Raw genomic sequence first — 21,440 nt, 5'->3', positions numbered from 1 at the left:
GGCCTGATAAGACGCGCAAGCGTCGCATCAGGCAGTTGGCACCGTTGCCGGATGTGGCATAAACGCCTTATCCGGCCTACGGAGGGTGCGGGAATTTGTAGGCCTGATAAGACGCGCAAGCGTCGCATCAGGCAGTCGGCACCGTTGCCGGATGCGGCGTAAACGCCTTATCCGGCCTACGGATCATGTGCCAATATTACATTGAGCAATACAATCAGTTCTTTTTCACAAACTCAGATTTCAGTTTCATCGGACCAAAACCGTCGATTTTGCAATCGATGTTATGGTCGCCTTCAACCAGGCGGATGTTTTTCACTTTGGTGCCGATCTTCAGCATCGAAGAGCTACCTTTCACCTTCAGATCTTTAATGATGGTAACGCTGTCGCCGTCAGCCAGCAGGTTGCCGTTAGCATCTTTAACGATCAGCTCGTCACTTTCCTGTGCAGGTTCTGCGTCGTTCCATTCGTAGGCACATTCCGGGCAGATGTACATGCCGTTATCTTCGTAAGTGTATTCGGAGTTGCATTTTGGGCAGTGTGGTAATGACATGTGGTTTTCCTCAAAAGTCAGCGGGGCAAAAGCGCCAAAAAACGGCAGATTGCCGAAAAAGGCCGCAATTATACACAAAATCCCTGAGTTTGTCGGGGGTACTGCTGATTTTAGACGACGATCGTTTTCATTTGAAAGAGAAGGCAAAAAGAAAATAATCTTTTTGCCTCAGTTTATTATTTGAGATAAGGTTAACTTTATTCTTGTTCTTTTTTTAATTTAATTGTTTTTTATCTTTCTGACTTTTAAACGTGTCGGAAGAGACTTCGTCATTCTAATAAAAACAACAAATTAAATATAAATTATTTCCCGCAGTAATTATAAAAGCCGAAAACAGAACTAAAAAACGATCTGGCTAAATAAAAGTAATAAAATTTGCTTTAAGGAAGAACTTTCCATGTGCACACAGACAATATATGAGTTAAGTCAGGAGGCGGAACGTCTGTTACTGCTTTCCCGACAACAGTTGCAGTTACTGGAAAAAATGCCTCTCACTGTACCTGGAGAAGTGGCGCCGCCTCTGACTTTACCCTGGAGTCAGCATAATATCGTCGAGCGCCACGCGATGCTGAATAATGAGCTGCGTAAAATTTCCCGTCTGGAAATGGTGCTGGCGATTGTCGGCACTATGAAAGCAGGGAAATCAACCACCATTAATGCCATTGTTGGCACTGAAGTTCTTCCTAATCGCAATCGCCCTATGACTGCGCTGCCAACGCTTATTCGCCATACGCCGGGGCAAAAAGAACCCGTGCTGCATTTTTCACATGTCGCGCCAATTGACCGTTTAATCCAACAATTACAACAGCGCCTGCGTGATTACGATATTAAGCATCTGACCGATCTGCTGGAAATAGATAAAGATATGCGTGCACTTATGCAGCGGATCGAAAATGGCGTCGCTTTCGAAAAATATTACCTGGGCGCCCAGCCTATTTTTCATTGTCTGAAAAGTTTGAATGATTTGGTGCGCATGGCGAAAGCGCTGGACGTTGATTTTCCTTTTTCTGCTTACGCCGCCATTGAACATATTCCGGTGATTGAAGTGGAGTTCGTCCATCTGGCGGGACTGGAAAGTTATCCGGGGCAGTTAACATTACTGGATACTCCCGGGCCAAACGAAGCCGGACAACCACATCTGCAACAAATGCTTAATGAGCAGCTGGCGCGCGCTTCTGCGGTGCTGGCGGTGATGGATTATACGCAACTGAAATCGATCTCCGATGAAGAGGTGCGCGCGGCGGTTATGGCCGTCGGCAAGTCAGTACCGCTGTATGTATTGGTCAATAAATTCGATCAGCAGGATCGTAACAGCGACGATGCCGAACAGGTGCGGGCGCTGATTTCCGGGACGTTGATGAAAGGCTGTGTTACGCCAGGGCAGATATTTCCGGTATCGTCGATGTGGGGCTATCTGGCGAATCGGGCGCGCCATGAGTTAGCCAGCAGCGGCAGGTTGCCCGATCCTCAACAGCAACGCTGGGTGGAGGATTTTGCTCATGCGGCGCTCGGCAGGCGCTGGTGTAACGCGGATCTGGAGGATATCGACCATATTCGCCATGCAGTTGAGCAATTGTGGGAAGACTCGTTATTTGAACAGCCGGTGCAGGCGTTGCTTCATGCCGCGTATGCCAACGCGTCGTTGTACGCTCTGCGTTCTGCCTCGCATAAATTGTTGAATTACGCCCAGCAGGCGCGGGAGTACCTTGATTTTCGCGCCCACGGCCTGACTGTCGCCTGCGAGCTATTGCGGCAAAATATCCACCAACTCGAAGAAAATTTGCAGCTATTGCAACTCAATCAGACGCAGGTGAGCGGTGAGATTCAACATGAAATAGAGCTGGCCCTGGCATCAGCCAACGACTTTTTACGTCAGCAGCAAGAGCAGGTGAATGCCCAGTTAGCCGTGCTGTTTCAACATGATTCGTGGCCATTAAGCGAGATTCGTACTCGCTGCGAGACACTGTTACAGACGGCACAGACCCAAATCAGCCGGGATTTCACGCTGCGTTTTGCTGAACTCGAATCAACCCTTTGCCGGGTACTAACCGATGTTATTCGTCCCATTGAACAACGGGTTAAAGTGGCATTGAGTGAGTCTGGGTTTCGCCCTGGATTTGAGTTTCCTGTTTTTCGCAGTGTGGTTCCCCACTTCAATACTCGCCAGCTATTCAGCGATGCAATATCACTCCAGGAAATACCGGATGAGCAGGTCACCCGTTTAGGTGTTGTACGTGAGACTTTCTCGCGCTGGTTGAATCAACCAGACTGGGGACGGAGTAGTGATAAATCCCCGACGAAGACCGTTGATTACAGTGTGCTACAACGTACGTTAACCGAAGAAATTGACCTCTATTGCCAACAAATGGCTAAAGTTTTAGCGGTTCAGGTCGATGATTCTGTCACGGCAGGAATGAGCACATTTTTCGCTGATTTCGCTGTATGTTTGACGGAATTACACACGCGTTTACGCGAAAGTCTGGCTTTGCGACAGCAAAATGAATCCGTGGTGAAAATTATGCAGCAGCAATTGCAGCAGACTGCAACAACACACGGCTGGATTTATACGGACTCTCAGTTGTTACGCGATGATATTCAAACTCTTTTCACGGCAGAACAGTATTGACAAAGACGTTACTGGACGGCCCAGGTCGCGTGCTGGAGTCGGTTCATCCCCGCTTTTTAGTGGATCTGGCGCTGGGCGATGATACTCGCCATCCGCAAGCCCATCAGCAGCAGTTTCGTGAACGACTGATGCAGGAGATCCTTGCTCGCACACAGCTTCAGACGTGGGCGAATGCCGGAATGTTAAATGCGCCGCTTAGTCTACGCCTGGCATTGGTGGAAAAACTGGCGGCAATGCTTGACCCCGGTCATCTGGCGTTGACACAGATCGTACAATATCTGGCGTTACTGCAAAAAAGGAATCTCCGCCCACAATCCGCTTTCCCGGAGCTCCAGCAGCAAATTACCGCTTTATTTGAGTGGTTTTCCGCTCGTTGTCACTGGAAGGAAAAAGCCTTAACGCAACGAGGGTTACTGGTGCAGGCGGGCGAACAGAGCGAGCAAATTTTTACTCGCTGGCATGCCGGTGCGTATGACAGTTGGTCGCTGCCTGGACGTTGTTTCATCGTTCTGGAAGAACTGCGTTGGGGGGCGTTTGGCGATGCCTGCCGTCTGGGAAGTCCGCAAGCGGCAGCGTTGTTGCTTGGTGATTTGCGCGTAAAAGCGACGCAATATCTGGCTGAAAGTATCAACGCAGCACCGACTACTCGTCATTATTACCACCAGTGGTTCACATCATCGACAGCTCTAAGCGGTGGGGAACATGCTGACTTTTTAGGTTGGTTGGGTAAGTGGTCCGATGCAGATAAACAGCCCGTTTGCTGGTCGGTGACCCAACGTTGGCAAACTGTCGCGGTAGGGATGCCACGGCTCTGTTCAGCACAACGTCTGGTGGAGGCCATGGTCGAGGAAATCTTCTCTGTAAATCATGTGTAAATAATTAGTTACGTTGGTGGGTGTTTAACGAAATTCATATGTGAAGTTGATCACAAATTTAAACGCTGGTAGGGTAAAAAGGTCATTAACTGCCCAATTCAGGCGTCAACTGGTTTGGTTGTACAATTCTTAATCGGAACGTGTAAGTAAACCCGCTACGCTTGTTACAGAGATTGCACCCTGCAATTCCCGCTTCCCTTTTGCGGGCGCCACGTTATTTGCCTGACGTGTGCGGAAATGGGCTTACTCTGCGAGGAAAGCTATGCTGAAAAGGAAAAAAGTAAAACCGATTACCCTTCGTGACGTCACTATTATTGATGACGGTAAACTGCGCAAAGCCATTACCGCAGCATCGCTGGGTAATGCAATGGAATGGTTCGATTTTGGTGTTTATGGTTTTGTTGCCTACGCGTTAGGTAAGGTCTTTTTCCCGGGGGCTGACCCCAGCGTGCAGATGGTTGCTGCACTTGCCACCTTCTCCGTTCCCTTTCTGATTCGACCGCTTGGCGGGCTCTTCTTCGGTATGTTGGGCGATAAATATGGTCGCCAGAAGATCCTTGCGATCACCATTGTGATTATGTCGATCAGTACGTTCTGTATTGGCTTAATACCGTCCTATGCCTCTATTGGTATTTGGGCACCGATTCTGTTGTTGATCTGTAAGATGGCGCAAGGATTCTCGGTGGGGGGCGAATATACCGGGGCGTCGATATTTGTTGCGGAATACTCCCCTGACCGTAAACGCGGCTTTATGGGCAGTTGGCTGGATTTCGGCTCTATTGCCGGGTTTGTGCTGGGTGCGGGCGTGGTGGTGTTAATTTCGACCATCGTCGGTGAAGAAAACTTCCTCGACTGGGGCTGGCGTATTCCGTTCTTTATCGCTCTGCCTTTAGGGATTATCGGGCTTTACTTGCGCCATGCGCTGGAAGAGACGCCGGCTTTCCAGCAACATGTTGAGAAACTGGAGCAGGGCGACCGGGAAGGTCTGCAGGATGGTCCGAAAGTCTCGTTTAAAGAGATTGCCACCAAACACTGGCGCAGTCTGTTGACGTGTATTGGCCTGGTGATTGCCACCAACGTCACTTACTACATGCTGCTGACCTATATGCCGAGTTATTTGTCGCATAACCTGCACTACTCCGAAGACCACGGAGTGCTGATTATTATCGCCATTATGATCGGTATGCTGTTTGTTCAACCGGTGATGGGCTTGCTAAGTGACCGTTTTGGCCGTCGTCCGTTTGTGATCCTCGGTAGTGTTGCGCTGTTTGCGCTGGCGATCCCGGCGTTCATCCTGATTAACAGTAATATCATCGGCCTGATTTTCGCCGGGTTGTTGATGCTGGCAGTGATCCTTAACTGCTTTACGGGTGTTATGGCCTCAACGTTGCCAGCGATGTTCCCGACGCATATCCGTTACAGTGCGCTGGCGGCGGCATTTAATATTTCGGTGCTGATTGCCGGTCTGACGCCAACGCTGGCGGCCTGGCTGGTCGAAAGCTCGCAGGATCTGATGATGCCCGCCTATTATCTGATGGTCGTGGCGGTGGTTGGTTTAATCACCGGCGTAACCATGAAAGAGACGGCGAATCAGCCATTGAAAGGCGCGACGCCAGCGGCGTCAGATTTACAGGAAGCGAAGGAAATTCTTGTCGAGCATTACGATAATATTGAGCAAAAAATCGAGGATATTGACCATGAGATTGCTGATTTGCAGGCGAAACGTTCTCGCCTGGTGCAGCAACATCCGCGTATTGATGAGTAATCTGAAATGGATGGCCTGATGCGACGCTGTCTTATCAGGCCTGCAACCGAACTCTTAAGGTTCACTTAATCTCTGACGCGCATACTCTCCTCCAGGTTAACGGAGGAGAGTGCAATGAAAAACCGTATTTATGAACGTTTAACTACCGTGTTCAGCGTGCTGGTAGTCAGCAGCTTTCTCTATATCTGGTTTGCCACGTACTGATCTTTCTTCAGCCGTACCCAGGCACGCGTGCCGGAGGTTTCTTCCCGGTTTTGCAGGAAAAACTGCCCGTGATGTAACTGCGTGATGCGGCTGACAATACTTAATCCCAGACCAATTCCGCCATAACGGCTGTCCATTCGTACAAACGCTTTGCTTAACTCCCCGCATTTACTCTCATCAATACCTGGCCCTTCATCTTCAACCGCCATTACCGCACCGCCATCTTCTTGCAGCTTAATCATGATGTTGCTGCCTTGTGGGCTGTAACGATGGGCGTTTTCTACCAGGTTTCGCAATAGCATCCGCAGCAGGGTTGCATCACCCTGAACGGTGATGTCGGCGGCGCTTTCTGGCAACAGCAAGGTTTGCTGACGCTGGTCGAGCATGGTACTTAACTCGTCATACGAGGGCAGAATGACATCTTCCAGCAGTTTTACATGCTGATAATTACCGGATGAAAATGACTGACCCGCACGCGCCAGTTGTAACAACTGGGAGACGCTCTCCATCATCTGATCAAGCCGCGCCACTAACGGCGCTACATCAATGTGATGCGTTTTCGCCAGCAGTTCCAGATGCAAACGCACCCCCGCCAGTGGCGTTCGCAGTTCGTGCGCGACGTCAGCGGTAAACAACCTTTCGTTATCCAGCGTGCTGGTCAGGCGACTGACCAGATCGTTCAACGCCGAAACCACCGATTCGATTTCGAGGGTGGCACTGTGAATGGCAATGGGCGTTAAGTTGTCGGCGGTACGCGCTTCCAGCTCTTTTTGCAACTCCGCCAGCGGACGGGTGATGCGCCGTACCGCCTGATAGCAGATGAATAGCGTCAGGCTGACCATAAACACGCCGGGGACAATCAGGCTGGCAACCGCTTCGCGGATCTCACGCATGATGTGGCGGTCGTTGTTGCGATTGTCGCGTAACGCCTGCTCAAATAGCTGAATCTGCTCGGTACTTTCATGCCATAGCCAGAAGACGCTGATCAGTTCAAACACCAGCAGAATGGCCCCGATGGTCAATATCAGCCTTTGGCGCAGCGATACTGGTCGGCGCAGAAAACGCATCAGATTCAATTAGTTCTCCTCATTTACGACCAGCATATAGCCAAAACCGCGTACGGTACGGATGCGCGACTTACCCACTTTATCGCGCAGGTTGTGGATATGCACTTCCAGGGTGTTAGTCGAGGGTTCGTTGTCCCAGTTATAGATGTCGTTGTAGAGAATTTCCCGATGCACGGGGCTGCCTGCCTTGAGCATCAACCGTGACAGCAGAGCATATTCTTTCGGCGTCAGAATCAGTTCTTCACCGCCCATCCATACCTGACGGCGGCCCATATTCAGCGTCAGGTTGCCAACAATCAGCTCACTTTCGCCCTGATTATTATGGCGTCGCAGCAGGGCGCGGATGCGGGCGTGTAACTCTTCCAGCGCAAAAGGCTTCACCAGATAGTCGTCAGCCCCGACATCCAGCCCGGCGATTTTGTCGGTCAGAGTGTCGCGGGCGGTGAGGATCAGCACCGGCAGGGTGTATTTTTTCTGCCGGATACGGGCGAGAAAATGCAGTCCATCTTCGTCAGGTAACCCTAAATCCAGTACCACCAGGCTGTAATGACCGGCTTCAAGGCTTTGTTCTGCCATCCGCGCGGTCGTGACGCCATCACAGGCGTAGCCTTCCGTTTGCGCCGCCAGAATCAATCCCTGCAATAACAGTGTATCGTCTTCAACAATTAGAATTTTCATTCAGTCGTTCTCCTGCAAGTTTGCAGAATATCATCCGCGGCCTGGTAATACTTCGTCTCAACACCGGTTAATCCCAACAGCGTTGAGAATAAATTGTCTTGTGAATAGTGCTGCGTTTGCGCCTGTTTTTGCAGGCAGTTCTGGTCAACCTGATACCGCTTTTGATAATCCTCCGACAGCCACAGCAGCATTGGCACCTGTTTTTGGCTATCCGGGGCGATGGCATAAGGCAGGCCGTGCAGATAGATGCCATTTTCACCTAACGATTCACCGTGATCAGAAAGATAAACCAGGCTGGTGGTAAATTTATCCTGATGTTCTTTCAGCAGATTAATCGCTTTATCAACAATATAGTCGACGTAGACCAGCGTGTTGTCGTAAGTGTTTACCAGTTGTTCTTTCGAGCAGGTTTGGATCTCGTTGGTGTCGCAAGTGGGGGTAAATTTCCTGAACTGCGGCGGATAGCGGTTGTAATAGGTCGGGCCGTGGCTGCCGATGGTGTGTAAGACAATCACGCCATCACCTTGCAGATTATTGATGTACTCTTCCAGCCCGTGGAACAGCACCTCGTCATAGCATTCGCCGTTGATGCACTGACCAGGCAAGTTCAGCGCAGTGACGTTCTGGTGAGGCACGCGGTCGCAGACGCCTTTACAGCCGCCATCGTTATCATTCCACAGTACATTAATGCCCGCCCGTTGGATGATATCCAGAACACCTTCCTGATGCTGCGCCAGTTCTTCCTTGTAATGCTCACGCGGCATATCCGAGAACATGCATGGCACTGAAACTGCCGTTGCCGTGCCGCAAGACGCGGTATTGGGGAAATAGACCACGTTATCTTTCGCCAGCCGTGGGTTAGTTTCACGCGGGTAACCGTTGAGCGAGAAGTTCTCCGCCCGCGAAGTTTCGCCGACGATCAAAATGGTCAGATTTTTACGTTTTTCATTTTGCATTGACGGGGCGCGGTGAGCATCCTCACCAATGCGCACCAGCGGCAGATTTGCCAGTCGCTGGTGGGAATACCATGACCAGCTGGCGACAATGCTGTTAGACGGGCTTAAGGATTTCACCAGCTGTTTGTTGTTGCGAAACAGCGAGGCGTAGTCTTTATAAAACAGCGCGGCGACCAGCAGAATCAGCAGCACAGAAATCAGGATATTGGCCCCACGGAAAAGAACACTGCGCAGGCGCGAGTTGGCGGGTTTAATTTTAATCCAGCAGGCTATCAGCGCCGCAAGTACGCCGCTTAACCCCAGCGTTAATAACATTTGTGGTGTCATCAGCGCATAACTTTCTGCCGGAGTGGTATCAATAATATTGGCAATCATCGAGCGGTCGATGACGATGCCATAAGTCATGATGAAATATTGCGCCGACGCGCCGACCAGAATAAACAGACATGCCAGCGGGCGATTAATCCATAAGAAAGAGCCTAGTGTCAGAACAATATTCATCACACTAAACGCGACGACTGGCATTGATAAGAAAACCAGTACGTTATGCAGTGAATCCAGCGGTAACGCCTGCAACACTTGTTTAAAAAAGGCAATATTCAGGCAGATAGAGATATAAAAAGCAGCCAGCAATAGCCAGGCGAGTAAATTCAAAGAGGGTCTTTTTAGAAGGCGCTTCAACATCACGGTGTTTCCATCGAACAAAGTGCGCATATGTTCGCAAAGCAAAGTTAAGCCAACCTTAAGTTCTTAAGGTTGGCTTATGCGTGTGCTGGATTAAGGGGGACTTAATCTTTACTGGTCGGTGCATCTAAAGGATAGGGGTTTTTATGCATCCGGTTGTAGTTCAGCGCATACATGGCTGTGATTACCATCAGAGTGACGAATGACCACATGACCTCTTGTGCGCCAGAACCGACCACCGCCCAGATACAGTAAAGGAAGGCGATAGTCGTGATGGTCAGGTACGCCGGGCGCGCTTTGCCAAAGTGACCGTGACCTAAAAGCAGTAAAGCGGCACAGGTGTAAAGATAAGGCACGAGGGTAAAGATTACCGATACGGAAGACACCAGACCAAACTCTTTGGTGGCGTTTGGCGAGATGCTACTGAACTGGAAGATAGTCATCAGAATACCAACGATAATCAACCCGGCAACCGGGGTACCCGCTTTGTTAACGCGGGCAAAAATGGGGGGGAACAGGCCGTCATCGGCAGCCGCTTTCGCCGTTTGCCCGGCCAGTAGTGTCCAGCCGCCCAGCGAGCCTAAGCAACCTGCCGCTGCGCAGAAGGAGACAATGGCCCCAGCGGTATCACCCAGCGCCATCCGCGCTGCATCGCCAAAAGGTGAGGCGGAAACGCGCAGCGCGGCATTAGGGATCATCCCCATAATTGCAGTGGTCGAGAGCACATAGCAGACGGCGGCAATCAACACCCCGCCAATGGTGGCGATAGGCACGTTGCGTTTCGGGTTTTTCACTACGCCCGCCGCAACGGAAGCACTTTCTACCCCGATAAACGACCACAACGTGACGTTTAAGGTACTTTGAATCGCACCGAAAGTACCCTGACCACTCACGTTCCAGGCTGCCATATACGTTTCACTGTGGAACCAGAACCAGCCGAATACTGCAATTCCGACAATGGGGATCAGCGCCAGCACAGTGGCGACAGCCTGCACGCGGGTGATCATTTTTGGACCGACGATATTAAGCAGAACGAAGATCCACAGCACCACCACACAGGTGATGGTTAATACCAACGGATCTTTGAGGATAGGGAAGAAGTAGCTTAAATACCCCACGCCAATGACCACCATGGCAATATTGCCGATCCAGCAGGCCAGCCAGTAGAGAACGTTTGTTTGATACCCGAGGAAAGGGCCAAAGCAGCGGCGCGCGTAGGCATATGAACCGCCAGGGCTGGGATCAAGGAAAGACATTTTGGCGTAGACCATCGACAAAGCCAGCGCACCGATAATCGTCACCAACCAACCATATATGGCTATCCCGCCTGTCGAGGCCAGGTTTGCAGGTAACAGAAAAACCCCTGACCCCATAATATTCCCCGACACCATCAGGGTGACGGGGATTAAGCCCACTTTGTGAGCGTCAGCATCCGAAGACATAATTAAACTCCTGCGAAGGCGAGCTTCGTGACAATAAATTACGTCATATCATACGCCTACACTCGCGCGTTGAATTATCCTCAACCGGGTTATCGCTGATGCTGTTATTAATATAGCTCTTCGTTCAGGTTATAAATCAGGCGACAGAACGTTCTCTGTGCTGACTAACATAATGGAGAGGCGTCATACCATAGAAGTCTTTAAATACAGATATAAAATAGGAAGTGCTGTTGTAGCCGCAGGATTGTGATACCTGTGAGATATTTTTGCCGTCCATCATTAATTCATTTACGGCATAACGCATACGGCAGGTGGTGATTATTTGGCTATAACTGGTGTTTTCACTTTTCAGTTTTTTCTTTAACAGGCTGGGGCTTAGACATAAACAGCTGGCTACCATACTAAGATTCCAGTCTTTATGAATATCGCTTTCAATTATTTGATAAACGCTATCACTTACACAATTACGTAACATATACATCATAAGAGAAAGGAATTTTTTACTGTCGAGAAAGCGTGATAGCACAGTGAATAATAATGCACGAGTGCGTTCTTTTTCTGACTCTGTTTCAGCGGGCATCATGCTATGTTGAGCAGCGACGCGAAAGAGGTCCAGTGTCAGGCATGGTAAGGCCAGGACTGGGGTGGCGCTTCGTTGCCAGACGGGTATTTTTGAGAGATCTTTATTCAGAAAACGGAGGTAATCTTTGATGATGTTATGACTAATATGCGCAACCAAAGTGTTATTAAGTGAGGAGACATCAATAATATTATTTTCACAACTTAATAACGCCATGTGGTTAGCCTTCAGGCTTATAGGTTCTTTCCCATTCACCCTTAACCAGACATCTTTTTCAGTCAATAAAACAATACAAGGTTGGTCGCTGCAAATCCTCATACATGTACTCCTGAATGCAAATAAAAGACCCGTTTTCGCCAGGAAGAGCGATACGGGGAAATGGTTATATAATTGTATGACGAATCAAAACATGCATAAAAATAACGTGTTTTACTAATATTACAAATTTTTATAGTAATTTCTCATGTACAAAAAATTTTACATGCTGAAAAAGTGTAAATAACAGGCAAAAAAAAGCGCGGGGTGGGACCGCGCAAAAAGTATGGCATTTTTGTTTGCAGCAATTTTTATGAAAACGTTGCCATACTCAAAAGGCCTCAGGCCAGGCGGCGTAATGTTATTAAAACAATTACGCCTTCAGCGGAATAGTGGTTACGCTTTCACACACATCACATGGTAAATACCGTCAATAATTTCGGTACCTTCAGTTTCGTGTTCGAAACCAGGGAAATGATGATCCCAGGATTGTAGTGAGCGTAAATAGCTTACCTGCGGACTGTTTTTATCGCCGAAGTTTTCGCCAGAGAGCAGCATTGGGATTCCTGGCGGATACGGGATGACAGAGTTCGCCGCAATACGTCCCGGCAGGTTTTCAATGGATACCAGTTCGACGTTGTTATCGACAATCGCGTTGTAGGCTTCACGCGGGGTGATTTCAGCCACCGGCAGGCCAGAATAGGCTTCGTTCAACCGTGCGCCTGGGTTGTTTTCTTTCAGCCAGGCAAACATTTTGTCACCCAGATCGTGAATCCCCATATTCGCGTAAGTGTCAGGATATTGTTCAGCAAGTTCCGGCATCACCTGCGCCAGCGGTGTATTAGCGTCGTAGTGGCGTTTGAAAGAGCAAAGTGTGTTAACCAGAGTTCCCCATTTCCCACGGGTTACGCCCATAGAGAACAGGAACATAATCTGGAAGTCAGTGGTGCGGGTTGGCACAATGCCGTGACGACCAAGCCAGGCGGTGACCAGCGCCGCCGGAACACCGGTTTCTTCCAGTTCACCGTCTTCTCCCATCCCCGGTGCGAGGATGCTGACTTTAATCGGGTCGAGCATGCTCCAGTTGTCCGGAATATCTTTGAAGCCGTGCCAGCTTTCGCCTGGATGCATTACCCAGCAGTCCTGAACGGTGGTCAGCAGTTTGCTCGGCGCGTCGGCAAAGTCATAGGTTTTGCCAGTTTCCGGGTCGGTAACCACTTCTTTATTCCACGGTTTGAAGAACCAGCTACCGTCAGCGGTGAACTCTTTATACAGCCGCGCCATCGCCTGACGGAAATCAACCGCTTCGTCGATCACTTCCTGCGTCAGAGACTGGCCGCTGTTGCCGTCCATCATCGATACTGCCACATCGTTTGATGCGCAGATGGCATACAACGGGGAAGTGGTGGCATGCATCATATATGCCTGATTAAAGCGGGAGAAGTTAATCGCTCCACGACCTTCACGCACATGAATGTAAGACGCCTGCGACAGCGCATTCAGCAGTTTGTGAGTGGAGTGGGTAGCAAAAACGGTTGGGCCGTTATGATCGCCAGGTTCACCGCGCATGGCATAGTGATCGGCATAGATCGGATTAAAGCGCGCATAACCGTACCAGGCTTCGTCGAAGTGCAGACGATCGGAGGTTTTTTCCAGCAGATCCTGCGCTTCTTTGGCGTTGTAGCATACGCCGTCGTAGGTGCAGTTGGTTACCACGCAGTAAGAGGGTTTTTGCCCAATTTTATCTTTGGTCAGCGGGCTTTCGCTGATTTTCTTCTGTAAAGTTTCAGGCTGCATTTCCTGCGGGTAGATTGGCCCGATAATGCCGTAGCGGTTGCGGCTTGGCACCATGTAGACGGGTTTCGCGCCAGTCAGCATTAAGCCTTGTTCGATGGATTTGTGGCAGTTACGGTCAACGACCACCACATCGTTATCGGTCATGCAAGCCTGCATGATGGTGCGGTTAGAGCCGGAAGTTCCGACGACGACTGACCAGGAACGATCGGCGCCAAATACGCGCGCGGCATATTTTTCACTTTCGCCAAATGCGCCAGTATGGTCAAGTAAAGAACCGAGGGAAGTTCTTTCGATGCCCATGTCGGTACGGAACAGATTTTCACCATAATAGTCATGGTAGAAACGCCCGGCTGGCGTTTTGGTGAAGCCAACGCCGCCCTGGTGGCCCGGTGCAGCCCAGGAATACTCGTGGATGTCGCTATATTTCATCAGCGCGCTGAACAGTGGCGGCAACAGTTGCTGGCGGTAGCGGGTCATCGCGGCAACGGCGCGTCCGGCGATAAAGTCGGCGGTATCTTCCAGAATCCAGGCGAATTCATCGACAAGCTCCAGCAGGTCGCGATCCATTGCGGCGAGGGCTTTTTCCCGATCGCCCAACAGGAAGACCGGCACATTTTGCTGGCGTTCGTGAAGCTTACCGATCAATTCTCTGACGTTTTGATGTTCGTCCGGATGTTTCATTTGATAGCTGAACATCAGACAATCAATGGCCTCATTTGAAGAGAGAATGGCAAAGCCGTCATCAAATGAGGTTGATTTAATGACAGTGACATTTTGCTGGCTTAAGGCATTCGCCAGACGCTCAACGGCGTTACCGACCCAGGTGTCCTGATGGAGAAACTCGCTTTCAACAATTAATACTTTCATCATTGCTTACCCGGTTATGAAGGAATCTTCGTTGCGGGCAAGTATCTTCTGGGTATTTCAGGCTGTAAAGCGAGTAAAAAACAGTCGCTTTTGTTTTTTTTATTTTTATAAACAAACAATTACATTGATTTCTAAAGTTGTTTTCACTGCTTATTATCGACAGCTAAACTATTTTTTTGGCTGATACTGATATCATCTTTATCCGGGAAGTGTCTGGCGGTGTTGTTGGCTAAGTTTGCGGTATTTTTGCGGCGACATGCCGACATATTTGCCGAACGTACTGTAAAAGCGACTGCTCGAACGAAAGCCTGCTGTCAGGGCAATATCGAGAATACTTTTATCGGTATCGCTCAGTAACGCGCGAACGTGGTTGATGCGCATCGCCGTAATGTACTGTTTCATCGTCAATTGCATGACCCGCTGGAAGATCCCCATCGCATAGTTGGCGTTAAGTTTGACGTGCTCGGCCACGTCGTTGATGGTTAGCGCTTGATCATAGTTTTCTGCAATAAAGCCCAACATCTGGCTGACATAAAACTGTGCATGACGCGAGACGCTGTTTTTGTGCGTACGCGAGGTTTTATTGACCAGAATCGGCTCCCAGCCAGAGAGACTAAATCGCTTGAGCATCAGGCCAATTTCATCAATAGCAAGTTGGCGAATTTGCTCGTTTGGGCTGTTGAGTTCCTGCTGCCAGCGACGCACTTCAAACGGACTAAGCTGCTGTGTCGCCAGTGATTTGATTACCATACCGTGAGTGACGTGGTTTATAAGGTCTTTATCCAGCGGCCAGGAGAGAAACAGATGCATCGGCAGATTAAAAATCGCCATGCTCTGACAGGTTCCGGTATCTGTTAGTTGGTGCGGTGTACAGGCCCAGAACAGCGTGATATGCCCCTGGTTGATCTTCACTTTTTCATTGTTGATCAGATATTCCACATCGCCATCGAAAGGCACATTCACTTCGACCTGACCATGCCAGTGGCTGGTGGACATGATATGCGGTGCGCGAAACTCAATCTCCATACGCTGATATTCTGAGTACAGTGATAGCGGGCTGCGGGTCTGCTTTTCATCGCTGCTACACATAAAGTTATCAGTATTCATGGATGGCTCTCTTTCCTGGATTATCAGAATTATGGCATGAGTGGGGGAGGATGACTGCGAATGGGAGCACGGTTTTCACCCTCTTCCCAGAGGGACGCGGGGACCGTCCGAGCATAAGGAGGCCGAAATATCTGCTTTTCAGTTAATTTATTCCCATAAACTCAGATTTACTGATGCTTCACTCAGGATCTGAGTTTATGGGAATGCTCGACGGGGAAGCCGGAAGTTTTCTGTGGTATCGCCTGCCATGATGAAGACATTCAAGCAAGCCTGGAGATCTGAATGATGTCTGCACCCAAAATTACATTTATCGGCGCTGGTTCGACAATTTTCGTTAAAAATATTCTTGGTGATGTGTTTCACCGTGAGGCGCTGAAAACGGCGCATATCGCTCTGATGGACATTGATCCCACACGGCTGGAAGAGTCGCACATTGTGGTGCGCAAGCTAATGGATTCAGCAGGGGCCAGCGGCAAAATCACCTGCCACAGCGAACAGAAAGAAGCCTTACAGGGCGCCGATTTTGTGGTGGTGGCGTTTCAGATTGGCGGTTATGAACCCTGCACGGTGACTGATTTTGAGGTCTGTAAGCGCCACGGTCTGGAACAAACCATTGCCGATACGCTGGGGCCGGGCGGCATTATGCGTGCGCTACGTACCATTCCACATTTGTGGCAGATTTGCGAGGATATGACGGAAGTTTGCCCCGATGCCACTATGCTCAATTACGTTAACCCGATGGCGATGAATACCTGGGCGATGTATGCCCGCTATCCGCATATCAAACAGGTGGGGCTATGCCACTCGGTGCAGGGAACGGCGGAAGAGCTGGCCCGCGACCTGAATATCGATCCGTCCACGCTGCGTTATCGTTGCGCAGGTATCAACCATATGGCGTTCTACCTGGAGCTGGAGCGCAAAACCGCAGACGGCAGTTACGTGAATCTCTACCCGGAACTGCTGGCAGCGTATGACGCAGGCCAGGCACCGAAACCGAATATTCATGGTAATACTCGCTGCCAGAATATTGTGCGCTATGAAATGTTCAAAAAGCTGGGCTACTTCGTCACGGAGTCGTCAGAACATTTTGCCGAATATACGCCGTGGTTTATTAAGCCAGGTCGTGAGGATTTGATTGAGCGTTATAAAGTGCCGCTGGATGAGTACCCGAAACGCTGTGTTGAACAGTTGGCGAACTGGCATAAAGAGCTGGAAGAGTATAAAAACGCCTCCCGGATTGATATTAAACCGTCACGGGAATATGCCAGCACGATTATGAACGCTATCTGGACCGGCGAGCCGAGTGTGATTTACGGCAACGTCCGTAACGATGGATTGATTGATAACCTGCCACAAGGATGTTGCGTGGAAGTAGCCTGTCTGGTTGACGCCAATGGTATTCAGCCAACCAAAGTTGGTGCACTGCCTTCGCATCTGGCTGCCCTGATGCAAACCAACATCAACGTACAAACGCTGCTGACCGAAGCCATTCTCACCGAAAATCGTGACCGTGTTTACCACGCCGCAATGATGGACCCGCACACCGCCGCCGTGCTGGGCATTGACGAAATTTATGCCCTGGTTGACGACCTGATTACCGCTCACGGCGACTGGCTACCTGGCTGGTTGCACCGCTAAGGTGTAATCGCTTCCGGCGCTCTGGTGATTAAGCCATAGCGCCGTAACTGGCGGCAGTGAAGACGAGCGAGCAATATCACTGTCGTTAATGCGCCAAGCAACGCACAGAACATATCGGATTGCGTGTCCCACTGGTCGCCCTGCGTACCGAGAAAATCATCCGCTCCCTGGCCCATCGCCAGTGCCGCCCACCACTCGATCAACTCATACATGGCGCTTATCGCCAGCGCTACGCAGCAGACCAGGAACGCCACCATTTTACGTCCGCGCACGTACATCCCGCGCACGAGAATTTCTCGTGCCACCAGTGCAGGCACCAGCCCCTGGAAAAAATGCCCCAGCTTGTCATACGGATTACGGCTCAACCCTAACCATTCCTGCACCTCAAAACCGATGGGGACTTTCGCATAGGTGTACTGCCCGCCGACCATCAGGATGATGGCGTGAAAGAAGATGAGCGTATAGAGCAGCGGCGTTAACGGGTAACGTCTGGCGGTGGCAAGCAGTAGCGGCACGACGATAATCACCGGTGTCACTTCCATCAGCCAGGTGAGTTTGTCATGGGCCGAAATGCCGGTATAAATCAGGATTAACGTTAGCGCCAGCGCGCCGGTGTTAAGAATTAACGGCTTGAGTGTGCGGATCATGGTGAGTTCGCAAGTCAGGGAAAATACTGACTATTCACCAGCAAGCGTGAAATTACAATCGCAAAAGAGGTGGCCCAGGGGGATCACCTGGCAGCATGCTGCCAGGCGCTGGGCCGAAGAGGTTACTTAGTGCAGTTCGCGCACTGTTTGTTGACGATCTGCTGGAAGAAGTCGTTGCCTTTGTCATCGACCAGGATAAACGCCGGGAAATCTTCTACTTCGATTTTCCAGATTGCTTCCATACCCAGCTCCGGATAAGCGACACATTCCAGATGCTTGATGCTCTGCTGCGCCAGTACCGCCGCCGGGCCGCCGATGCTACCGAGGTAGAAGCCGCCGTGTTTATGACACGCGTCGGTAACCTGCTGACTGCGGTTACCTTTCGCCAGCATGATCATGCTGCCGCCGTGGGATTGCAGCAGATCCACGTAGGAGTCCATACGACCTGCGGTGGTTGGGCCAAGTGAACCAGATGGATAACCGGCAGGCGTTTTCGCCGGACCCGCGTAGTAGATCGGGTGATCTTTGATGTACTGCGGCAGTTCTTTACCGGCGTCAATCAGCTCTTTCAGCTTGGCGTGCGCAATATCGCGACCCACGATAATGGTGCCGGTGAGCGACAAACGAGTGGAAACCGGATATTGCGAAAGCTGGGCGAGGATCTCTTTCATCGGGCGGTTAAGGTCAACTTTCACCGCTTCGCCTTCACCCGCCTGGCGCAGTTCTTGTGGAATGTACTGGCCTGGGTTGTGTTCCAGTTTTTCGATCCAGATACCTTCGCGGTTGATTTTCGCTTTGATGTTACGGTCAGCGGAACAGGAAACGCCCATACCGACCGGGCAGGAAGCGCCGTGACGCGGCAGGCGGATTACGCGGATATCGTGAGCAAAATATTTACCGCCAAATTGCGCGCCGAGGCCGAGTTTCTGGGCTTCTTCCAGCAGTTCCTGTTCCAGCTGGACATCGCGGAACGCCTGACCATGTTCGTTCCCTTCCGTCGGCAGTTCATCGTAATAGTGAGCGCTTGCTAACTTGACGGTTTTCAGGTTGGTTTCCGCAGAAGTGCCGCCAATCACAAACGCGATATGGTACGGCGGGCAGGCTGCGGTACCGAGGGTGCGCATTTTCTCGACGAGGAAGTTTTTCAGTTTACCCGGAGTCAGCAGGGCTTTGGTTTCCTGGTAGAGATACGTTTTGTTGGCAGAACCGCCGCCTTTGGCGACGCAGAGGAATTTATATTCATCGCCATCTACCGCGTACAGGTCGATTTGCGCAGGCAGGTTAGTGCCAGTGTTGACCTCTTTGTACATGTCCAGCGGCGCGTTCTGTGAATAGCGCAGGTTATCTTCGATATAGGTGTTATAGACACCTTTCGACAGTGCTTCTTCATCACCGCCACCGGTCCACACGCGCTGACCTTTTTTACCGACGATGATCGCGGTGCCGGTATCCTGGCAGGTCGGCAGCACGCCTTTGGCGGCGATTTCGGAGTTTCTCAAGAATTGCAGCGCCACGTACTTGTCGTTTTCGCTGGCTTCTGGATCGTGAAGAATAGCCGCAACCTGTTTCTGATGTGCCGGGCGGAGCATGAAAGAGGCGTCGTGGAAGGCTTGCTGCGCCAGCAGGGTCAGGGCTTCTGGTTCCACTTTCAGGATGGTTTCGCCATTGAATTCGGCAACGCTAACGTAATCGGAAGTGAGCAGATAGTATTCGGTGTTGTCTTTCCCCATCGGGAAAGGCGCCTGGTAGATAAAGGGTTTGTTTGACATAGCTTCCAGCCTGTAACTCTGTATTTGTTATACGAAAATGGCGTGCCGCACAGCGACGGGCGGCACGCAAAGTGCATTTATAAGAACCCGTACATCGCGGCGAAGATCCAGCCAAAGACGCAAGATACGCTCACGCCAATCAACCCTGGCAGAATAAAGCTGTGGTTGATGACGAAGCGACCGATGTGGGTGGTGCCGGAACGGTCAAACTGAATCGCTGCCAGATCGCTTGGATAGGTCGGCAGGATGTAATAACCGTAGCAAGCCGGTGCTGACGCCACGATGTAAGCCGGGTCAACGCCAATCGCCAGTGCGACAGGAACAATCGCCGCCAGCGCCGCGGCCTGGGAGTTTACAAACTTGGAAACCAGCAGCAGAACAATGGCATAGGCCCACGGATACTCTTTCACCATTTCGCCCAGTACGCCCTGAATTTCAGACATATGCGCACCGAACATGGTTTCTGCCATCCATGCGATACCGTACACCGCCACGATGGCGATCATACCGGAACGAAAGACTTCGTTTTTTGAGATAGACGCGGGATTGGTTTTGGTCAGGATAATAATCAGCGCCCCGGTCAGCAGCATAAACATCTGAATAACCAGCACCATCGACAGCGGTTTGCCGCCGAAGGACGGACGCAGGTCCGAATCAGCACCGAGAAGTGCGACCACGGCAATTGCCCCGAGGAAGATCCACATTGCCAGCCAGTTGCTTTTCGGCAGCTTTTTATCCAGCAGCGTCGCGGTGTCACCGTAAACGTACTCACGGTTTTCCGGTACGGAGATGAATTTCTGGAACTCTTCGTCTTTATCCAGATCTTTACCGCGGAACCAACTGAAAATACCAATCGCCAGGATACCGAGTAACGTCGATGGAATGGTGATTGCCAGCAGGTCGAGGAACTCAAGGTGACGACCATCAAAGGTAACGTTACCCAGCATTGCGACCAGTGATACTACCGCAACCGACACCGGACTGGCGATAATCCCCATCTGTGCACCGATAGAACTTGCCGCCATCGGACGTTCCGGACGGATATTGTTCTTAATTGCCACGTCGTAGATGATTGGCAGGATGGTGTAAACCACGTGACCTGTACCGCAAAGAATGGTCAGCGTACAGGTAACAAACGGCGCGACAATGGAGACATATTTCGGATTGCGGCGCAGCAGTTTCTCGGCAATTTGCAGCATGACGTCAAGGCCGCCCGAGGCTTGCAACGTGGCCGATGCCGCCACCACCGCGATGATAACCAGCATAACATCAACCGGTGGTTTACCTGGCTGAAGATGGAAGACGAATACCAGAATGACGAGGCCGATACCGCCTAATAAACCTAGCGCGATACCGCCCTTTCTGGCGCCATAGAACAGACATATCAATATTATGATAAGTTGGATAGTAAATAACATTTGTGAACCCTCGCGATAATCCCATTTAAATTTCTACTGAATAGAACGCAGTCTCGTTCTGTTTGTATGAACTTTTTTCAGAGCCTGACTAATATCCTTTTGGTCGTTACTGGCCTGAGTAATTACTTCACAGTGAATATTGGCTGATTCAGGCAGCAATAAATTAATACACTGTGATAAGCGACTTTTTCAGAGAAAAATACTCTCTGGCGATGGGGTTATAGTTTGTGCTGCGCAGATGTTAATAGTTTGTTTTCTGCTATCTTATTGATATTTATTGGTATATTTTTTGTTCTAATGACGGTTATAGATTATTCTGATCTACCCATTTATGGGTAAAAATACACATAATGCGGGTGACATAATAGTTAATTAACTTTTGTTAGCGTTTTGAAATTAAAAACACTATTTATCCTAAAGAATATTAAATCGATGAAATGAGAAGGGGATAATTATATTTGATCTGGCACAAGTTTTACTGATGGACGATGTAACTTGTGCCAGTGCTCTTTTGC

At 50.3% G+C, this 21,440-nt stretch carries 16 protein-coding genes; 5 read left to right on the top strand and 11 right to left on the bottom strand.

Annotated features, from left to right (window positions below; translation table 11 throughout):
* Positions 1 to 214: 214 nt before the first annotated feature.
* On the bottom strand, positions 215 to 550 hold the full coding sequence (locus D9597_RS05385; protein WP_001300891.1) for a zinc ribbon domain-containing protein YjdM: 336 nt from the start codon (positions 548 to 550) through the stop codon (positions 215 to 217).
* A 397-nt stretch (positions 551 to 947) separates the two neighbouring features.
* Between D9597_RS05385 and crfC the strand changes: the two genes are divergently transcribed.
* The 4 genes from crfC (at position 948) to pmrR (ending at position 6,020) form a co-directional block, all read left to right on the top strand.
* Complete coding sequence (crfC, locus tag D9597_RS05380) at positions 948 to 3,176, top strand: clamp-binding protein CrfC (protein WP_130221800.1); 2,229 nt, start codon at positions 948 to 950, stop codon at positions 3,174 to 3,176.
* Positions 3,173 to 4,051 carry a diguanylate cyclase regulator RdcB family protein gene (locus D9597_RS05375; RefSeq protein WP_130221799.1) on the top strand — a complete coding sequence of 293 codons (879 nt, stop codon included), beginning with the start codon at positions 3,173 to 3,175 and terminating at the stop codon, positions 4,049 to 4,051. The genes crfC and D9597_RS05375 overlap by 4 nt, the downstream gene beginning before the upstream one ends.
* A 262-nt stretch (positions 4,052 to 4,313) precedes the next feature.
* Positions 4,314 to 5,816 (top strand): glycine betaine/L-proline transporter ProP, encoded by a 1,503-nt coding sequence (gene proP, locus D9597_RS05370; RefSeq protein ID WP_130216781.1) that lies wholly within the window; start codon positions 4,314 to 4,316, stop codon positions 5,814 to 5,816.
* Positions 5,817 to 5,930: 114 nt separating this feature from the next.
* The gene (pmrR, locus tag D9597_RS05365; protein WP_074399408.1) at positions 5,931 to 6,020 is read left to right on the top strand and encodes an LpxT activity modulator PmrR; all 90 of its coding nucleotides are present in this window, start codon (positions 5,931 to 5,933) and stop codon (positions 6,018 to 6,020) included.
* On the opposite strand, the gene pmrB is transcribed toward pmrR, so the two are convergent.
* From pmrB to melR, 7 genes are all read right to left on the bottom strand, one after another.
* Complete coding sequence (gene pmrB, locus D9597_RS05360; RefSeq protein WP_165383529.1) at positions 5,996 to 7,096, bottom strand: two-component system sensor histidine kinase PmrB; 1,101 nt, start codon at positions 7,094 to 7,096, stop codon at positions 5,996 to 5,998. The genes pmrR and pmrB overlap by 25 nt on opposite strands.
* Positions 7,097 to 7,765, bottom strand: a complete 669-nt coding sequence (gene basR / locus D9597_RS05355; protein ID WP_064525700.1) for a two-component system response regulator BasR — start codon at positions 7,763 to 7,765, stop codon at positions 7,097 to 7,099.
* Positions 7,762 to 9,405, bottom strand: a complete 1,644-nt coding sequence (eptA, locus tag D9597_RS05350; protein WP_130221798.1) for a phosphoethanolamine transferase EptA — start codon at positions 9,403 to 9,405, stop codon at positions 7,762 to 7,764. Before eptA ends, basR begins: the two co-directional genes overlap by 4 nt.
* Before the next feature lie 104 nt (positions 9,406 to 9,509).
* A complete protein-coding gene (gene adiC / locus D9597_RS05345) occupies positions 9,510 to 10,847 on the bottom strand; it encodes an arginine/agmatine antiporter (RefSeq protein ID WP_130221797.1) in 1,338 nt (445 codons plus the stop codon).
* 136 nt (positions 10,848 to 10,983) lie between these two features.
* Positions 10,984 to 11,745: a DNA-binding transcriptional activator AdiY gene (gene adiY / locus D9597_RS05340; protein WP_130221796.1), complete on the bottom strand. Its 762-nt coding sequence runs from the start codon at positions 11,743 to 11,745 to the stop codon at positions 10,984 to 10,986.
* A gap of 333 nt (positions 11,746 to 12,078) precedes the next feature.
* A complete protein-coding gene (adiA, locus tag D9597_RS05335; protein WP_130221806.1) occupies positions 12,079 to 14,346 on the bottom strand; it encodes an arginine decarboxylase in 2,268 nt (755 codons plus the stop codon).
* A 198-nt stretch (positions 14,347 to 14,544) separates the two neighbouring features.
* A complete protein-coding gene (melR, locus tag D9597_RS05330) occupies positions 14,545 to 15,453 on the bottom strand; it encodes a transcriptional regulator MelR (protein ID WP_130221795.1) in 909 nt (302 codons plus the stop codon).
* A gap of 282 nt (positions 15,454 to 15,735) precedes the next feature.
* Here melR and melA point away from each other — a divergent pair, with 282 nt between their 5' ends.
* Positions 15,736 to 17,091 (top strand): alpha-galactosidase, encoded by a 1,356-nt coding sequence (gene melA / locus D9597_RS05325; RefSeq protein ID WP_130205917.1) that lies wholly within the window; start codon positions 15,736 to 15,738, stop codon positions 17,089 to 17,091.
* Here the strand turns inward: melA and D9597_RS05320 are convergent.
* The 3 genes from D9597_RS05320 to dcuB all read right to left on the bottom strand — a co-directional run bounded on the left by D9597_RS05320 (position 17,088) and on the right by dcuB (position 20,925).
* A complete protein-coding gene (locus tag D9597_RS05320; RefSeq protein WP_130221794.1) occupies positions 17,088 to 17,738 on the bottom strand; it encodes a DUF2238 domain-containing protein in 651 nt (216 codons plus the stop codon). The two genes, melA and D9597_RS05320, sit on opposite strands and share 4 nt — an antisense overlap.
* 122 nt (positions 17,739 to 17,860) lie before the next feature.
* Positions 17,861 to 19,507: a class I fumarate hydratase gene (gene fumB / locus D9597_RS05315; protein WP_130221793.1), complete on the bottom strand. Its 1,647-nt coding sequence runs from the start codon at positions 19,505 to 19,507 to the stop codon at positions 17,861 to 17,863.
* Between the two features lie 77 nt (positions 19,508 to 19,584).
* Complete coding sequence (dcuB, locus tag D9597_RS05310; protein WP_000899528.1) at positions 19,585 to 20,925, bottom strand: anaerobic C4-dicarboxylate transporter DcuB; 1,341 nt, start codon at positions 20,923 to 20,925, stop codon at positions 19,585 to 19,587.
* Between the last annotated feature and the right edge of the window lie 515 nt (positions 20,926 to 21,440).

It is taken from the genome of Escherichia sp. E13S3, from assembly GCF_004212325.1.
Taxonomy (GTDB): Bacteria; Pseudomonadota; Gammaproteobacteria; order Enterobacterales; family Enterobacteriaceae; genus Escherichia.
This window is presented reverse-complemented; position numbering and strand designations above follow the sequence as displayed.

Coding starts and splice junctions, on each gene's coding strand:
- D9597_RS05385 (WP_001300891.1), bottom strand. CDS start 550: ATGTCATTACCACACTGCCCAAAATGCAACTCCGAATACACTTACGAA.
- crfC (WP_130221800.1), top strand. CDS start 948: ATGTGCACACAGACAATATATGAGTTAAGTCAGGAGGCGGAACGTCTG.
- proP (WP_130216781.1), top strand. CDS start 4,314: ATGCTGAAAAGGAAAAAAGTAAAACCGATTACCCTTCGTGACGTCACT.
- pmrR (WP_074399408.1), top strand. CDS start 5,931: ATGAAAAACCGTATTTATGAACGTTTAACTACCGTGTTCAGCGTGCTG.
- basR (WP_064525700.1), bottom strand. CDS start 7,765: ATGAAAATTCTAATTGTTGAAGACGATACACTGTTATTGCAGGGATTG.
- eptA (WP_130221798.1), bottom strand. CDS start 9,405: ATGTTGAAGCGCCTTCTAAAAAGACCCTCTTTGAATTTACTCGCCTGG.
- adiC (WP_130221797.1), bottom strand. CDS start 10,847: ATGTCTTCGGATGCTGACGCTCACAAAGTGGGCTTAATCCCCGTCACC.
- adiY (WP_130221796.1), bottom strand. CDS start 11,745: ATGAGGATTTGCAGCGACCAACCTTGTATTGTTTTATTGACTGAAAAA.
- adiA (WP_130221806.1), bottom strand. CDS start 14,346: ATGAAAGTATTAATTGTTGAAAGCGAGTTTCTCCATCAGGACACCTGG.
- melR (WP_130221795.1), bottom strand. CDS start 15,453: ATGAATACTGATAACTTTATGTGTAGCAGCGATGAAAAGCAGACCCGC.
- melA (WP_130205917.1), top strand. CDS start 15,736: ATGATGTCTGCACCCAAAATTACATTTATCGGCGCTGGTTCGACAATT.
- D9597_RS05320 (WP_130221794.1), bottom strand. CDS start 17,738: ATGATCCGCACACTCAAGCCGTTAATTCTTAACACCGGCGCGCTGGCG.
- fumB (WP_130221793.1), bottom strand. CDS start 19,507: ATGTCAAACAAACCCTTTATCTACCAGGCGCCTTTCCCGATGGGGAAA.
- dcuB (WP_000899528.1), bottom strand. CDS start 20,925: ATGTTATTTACTATCCAACTTATCATAATATTGATATGTCTGTTCTAT.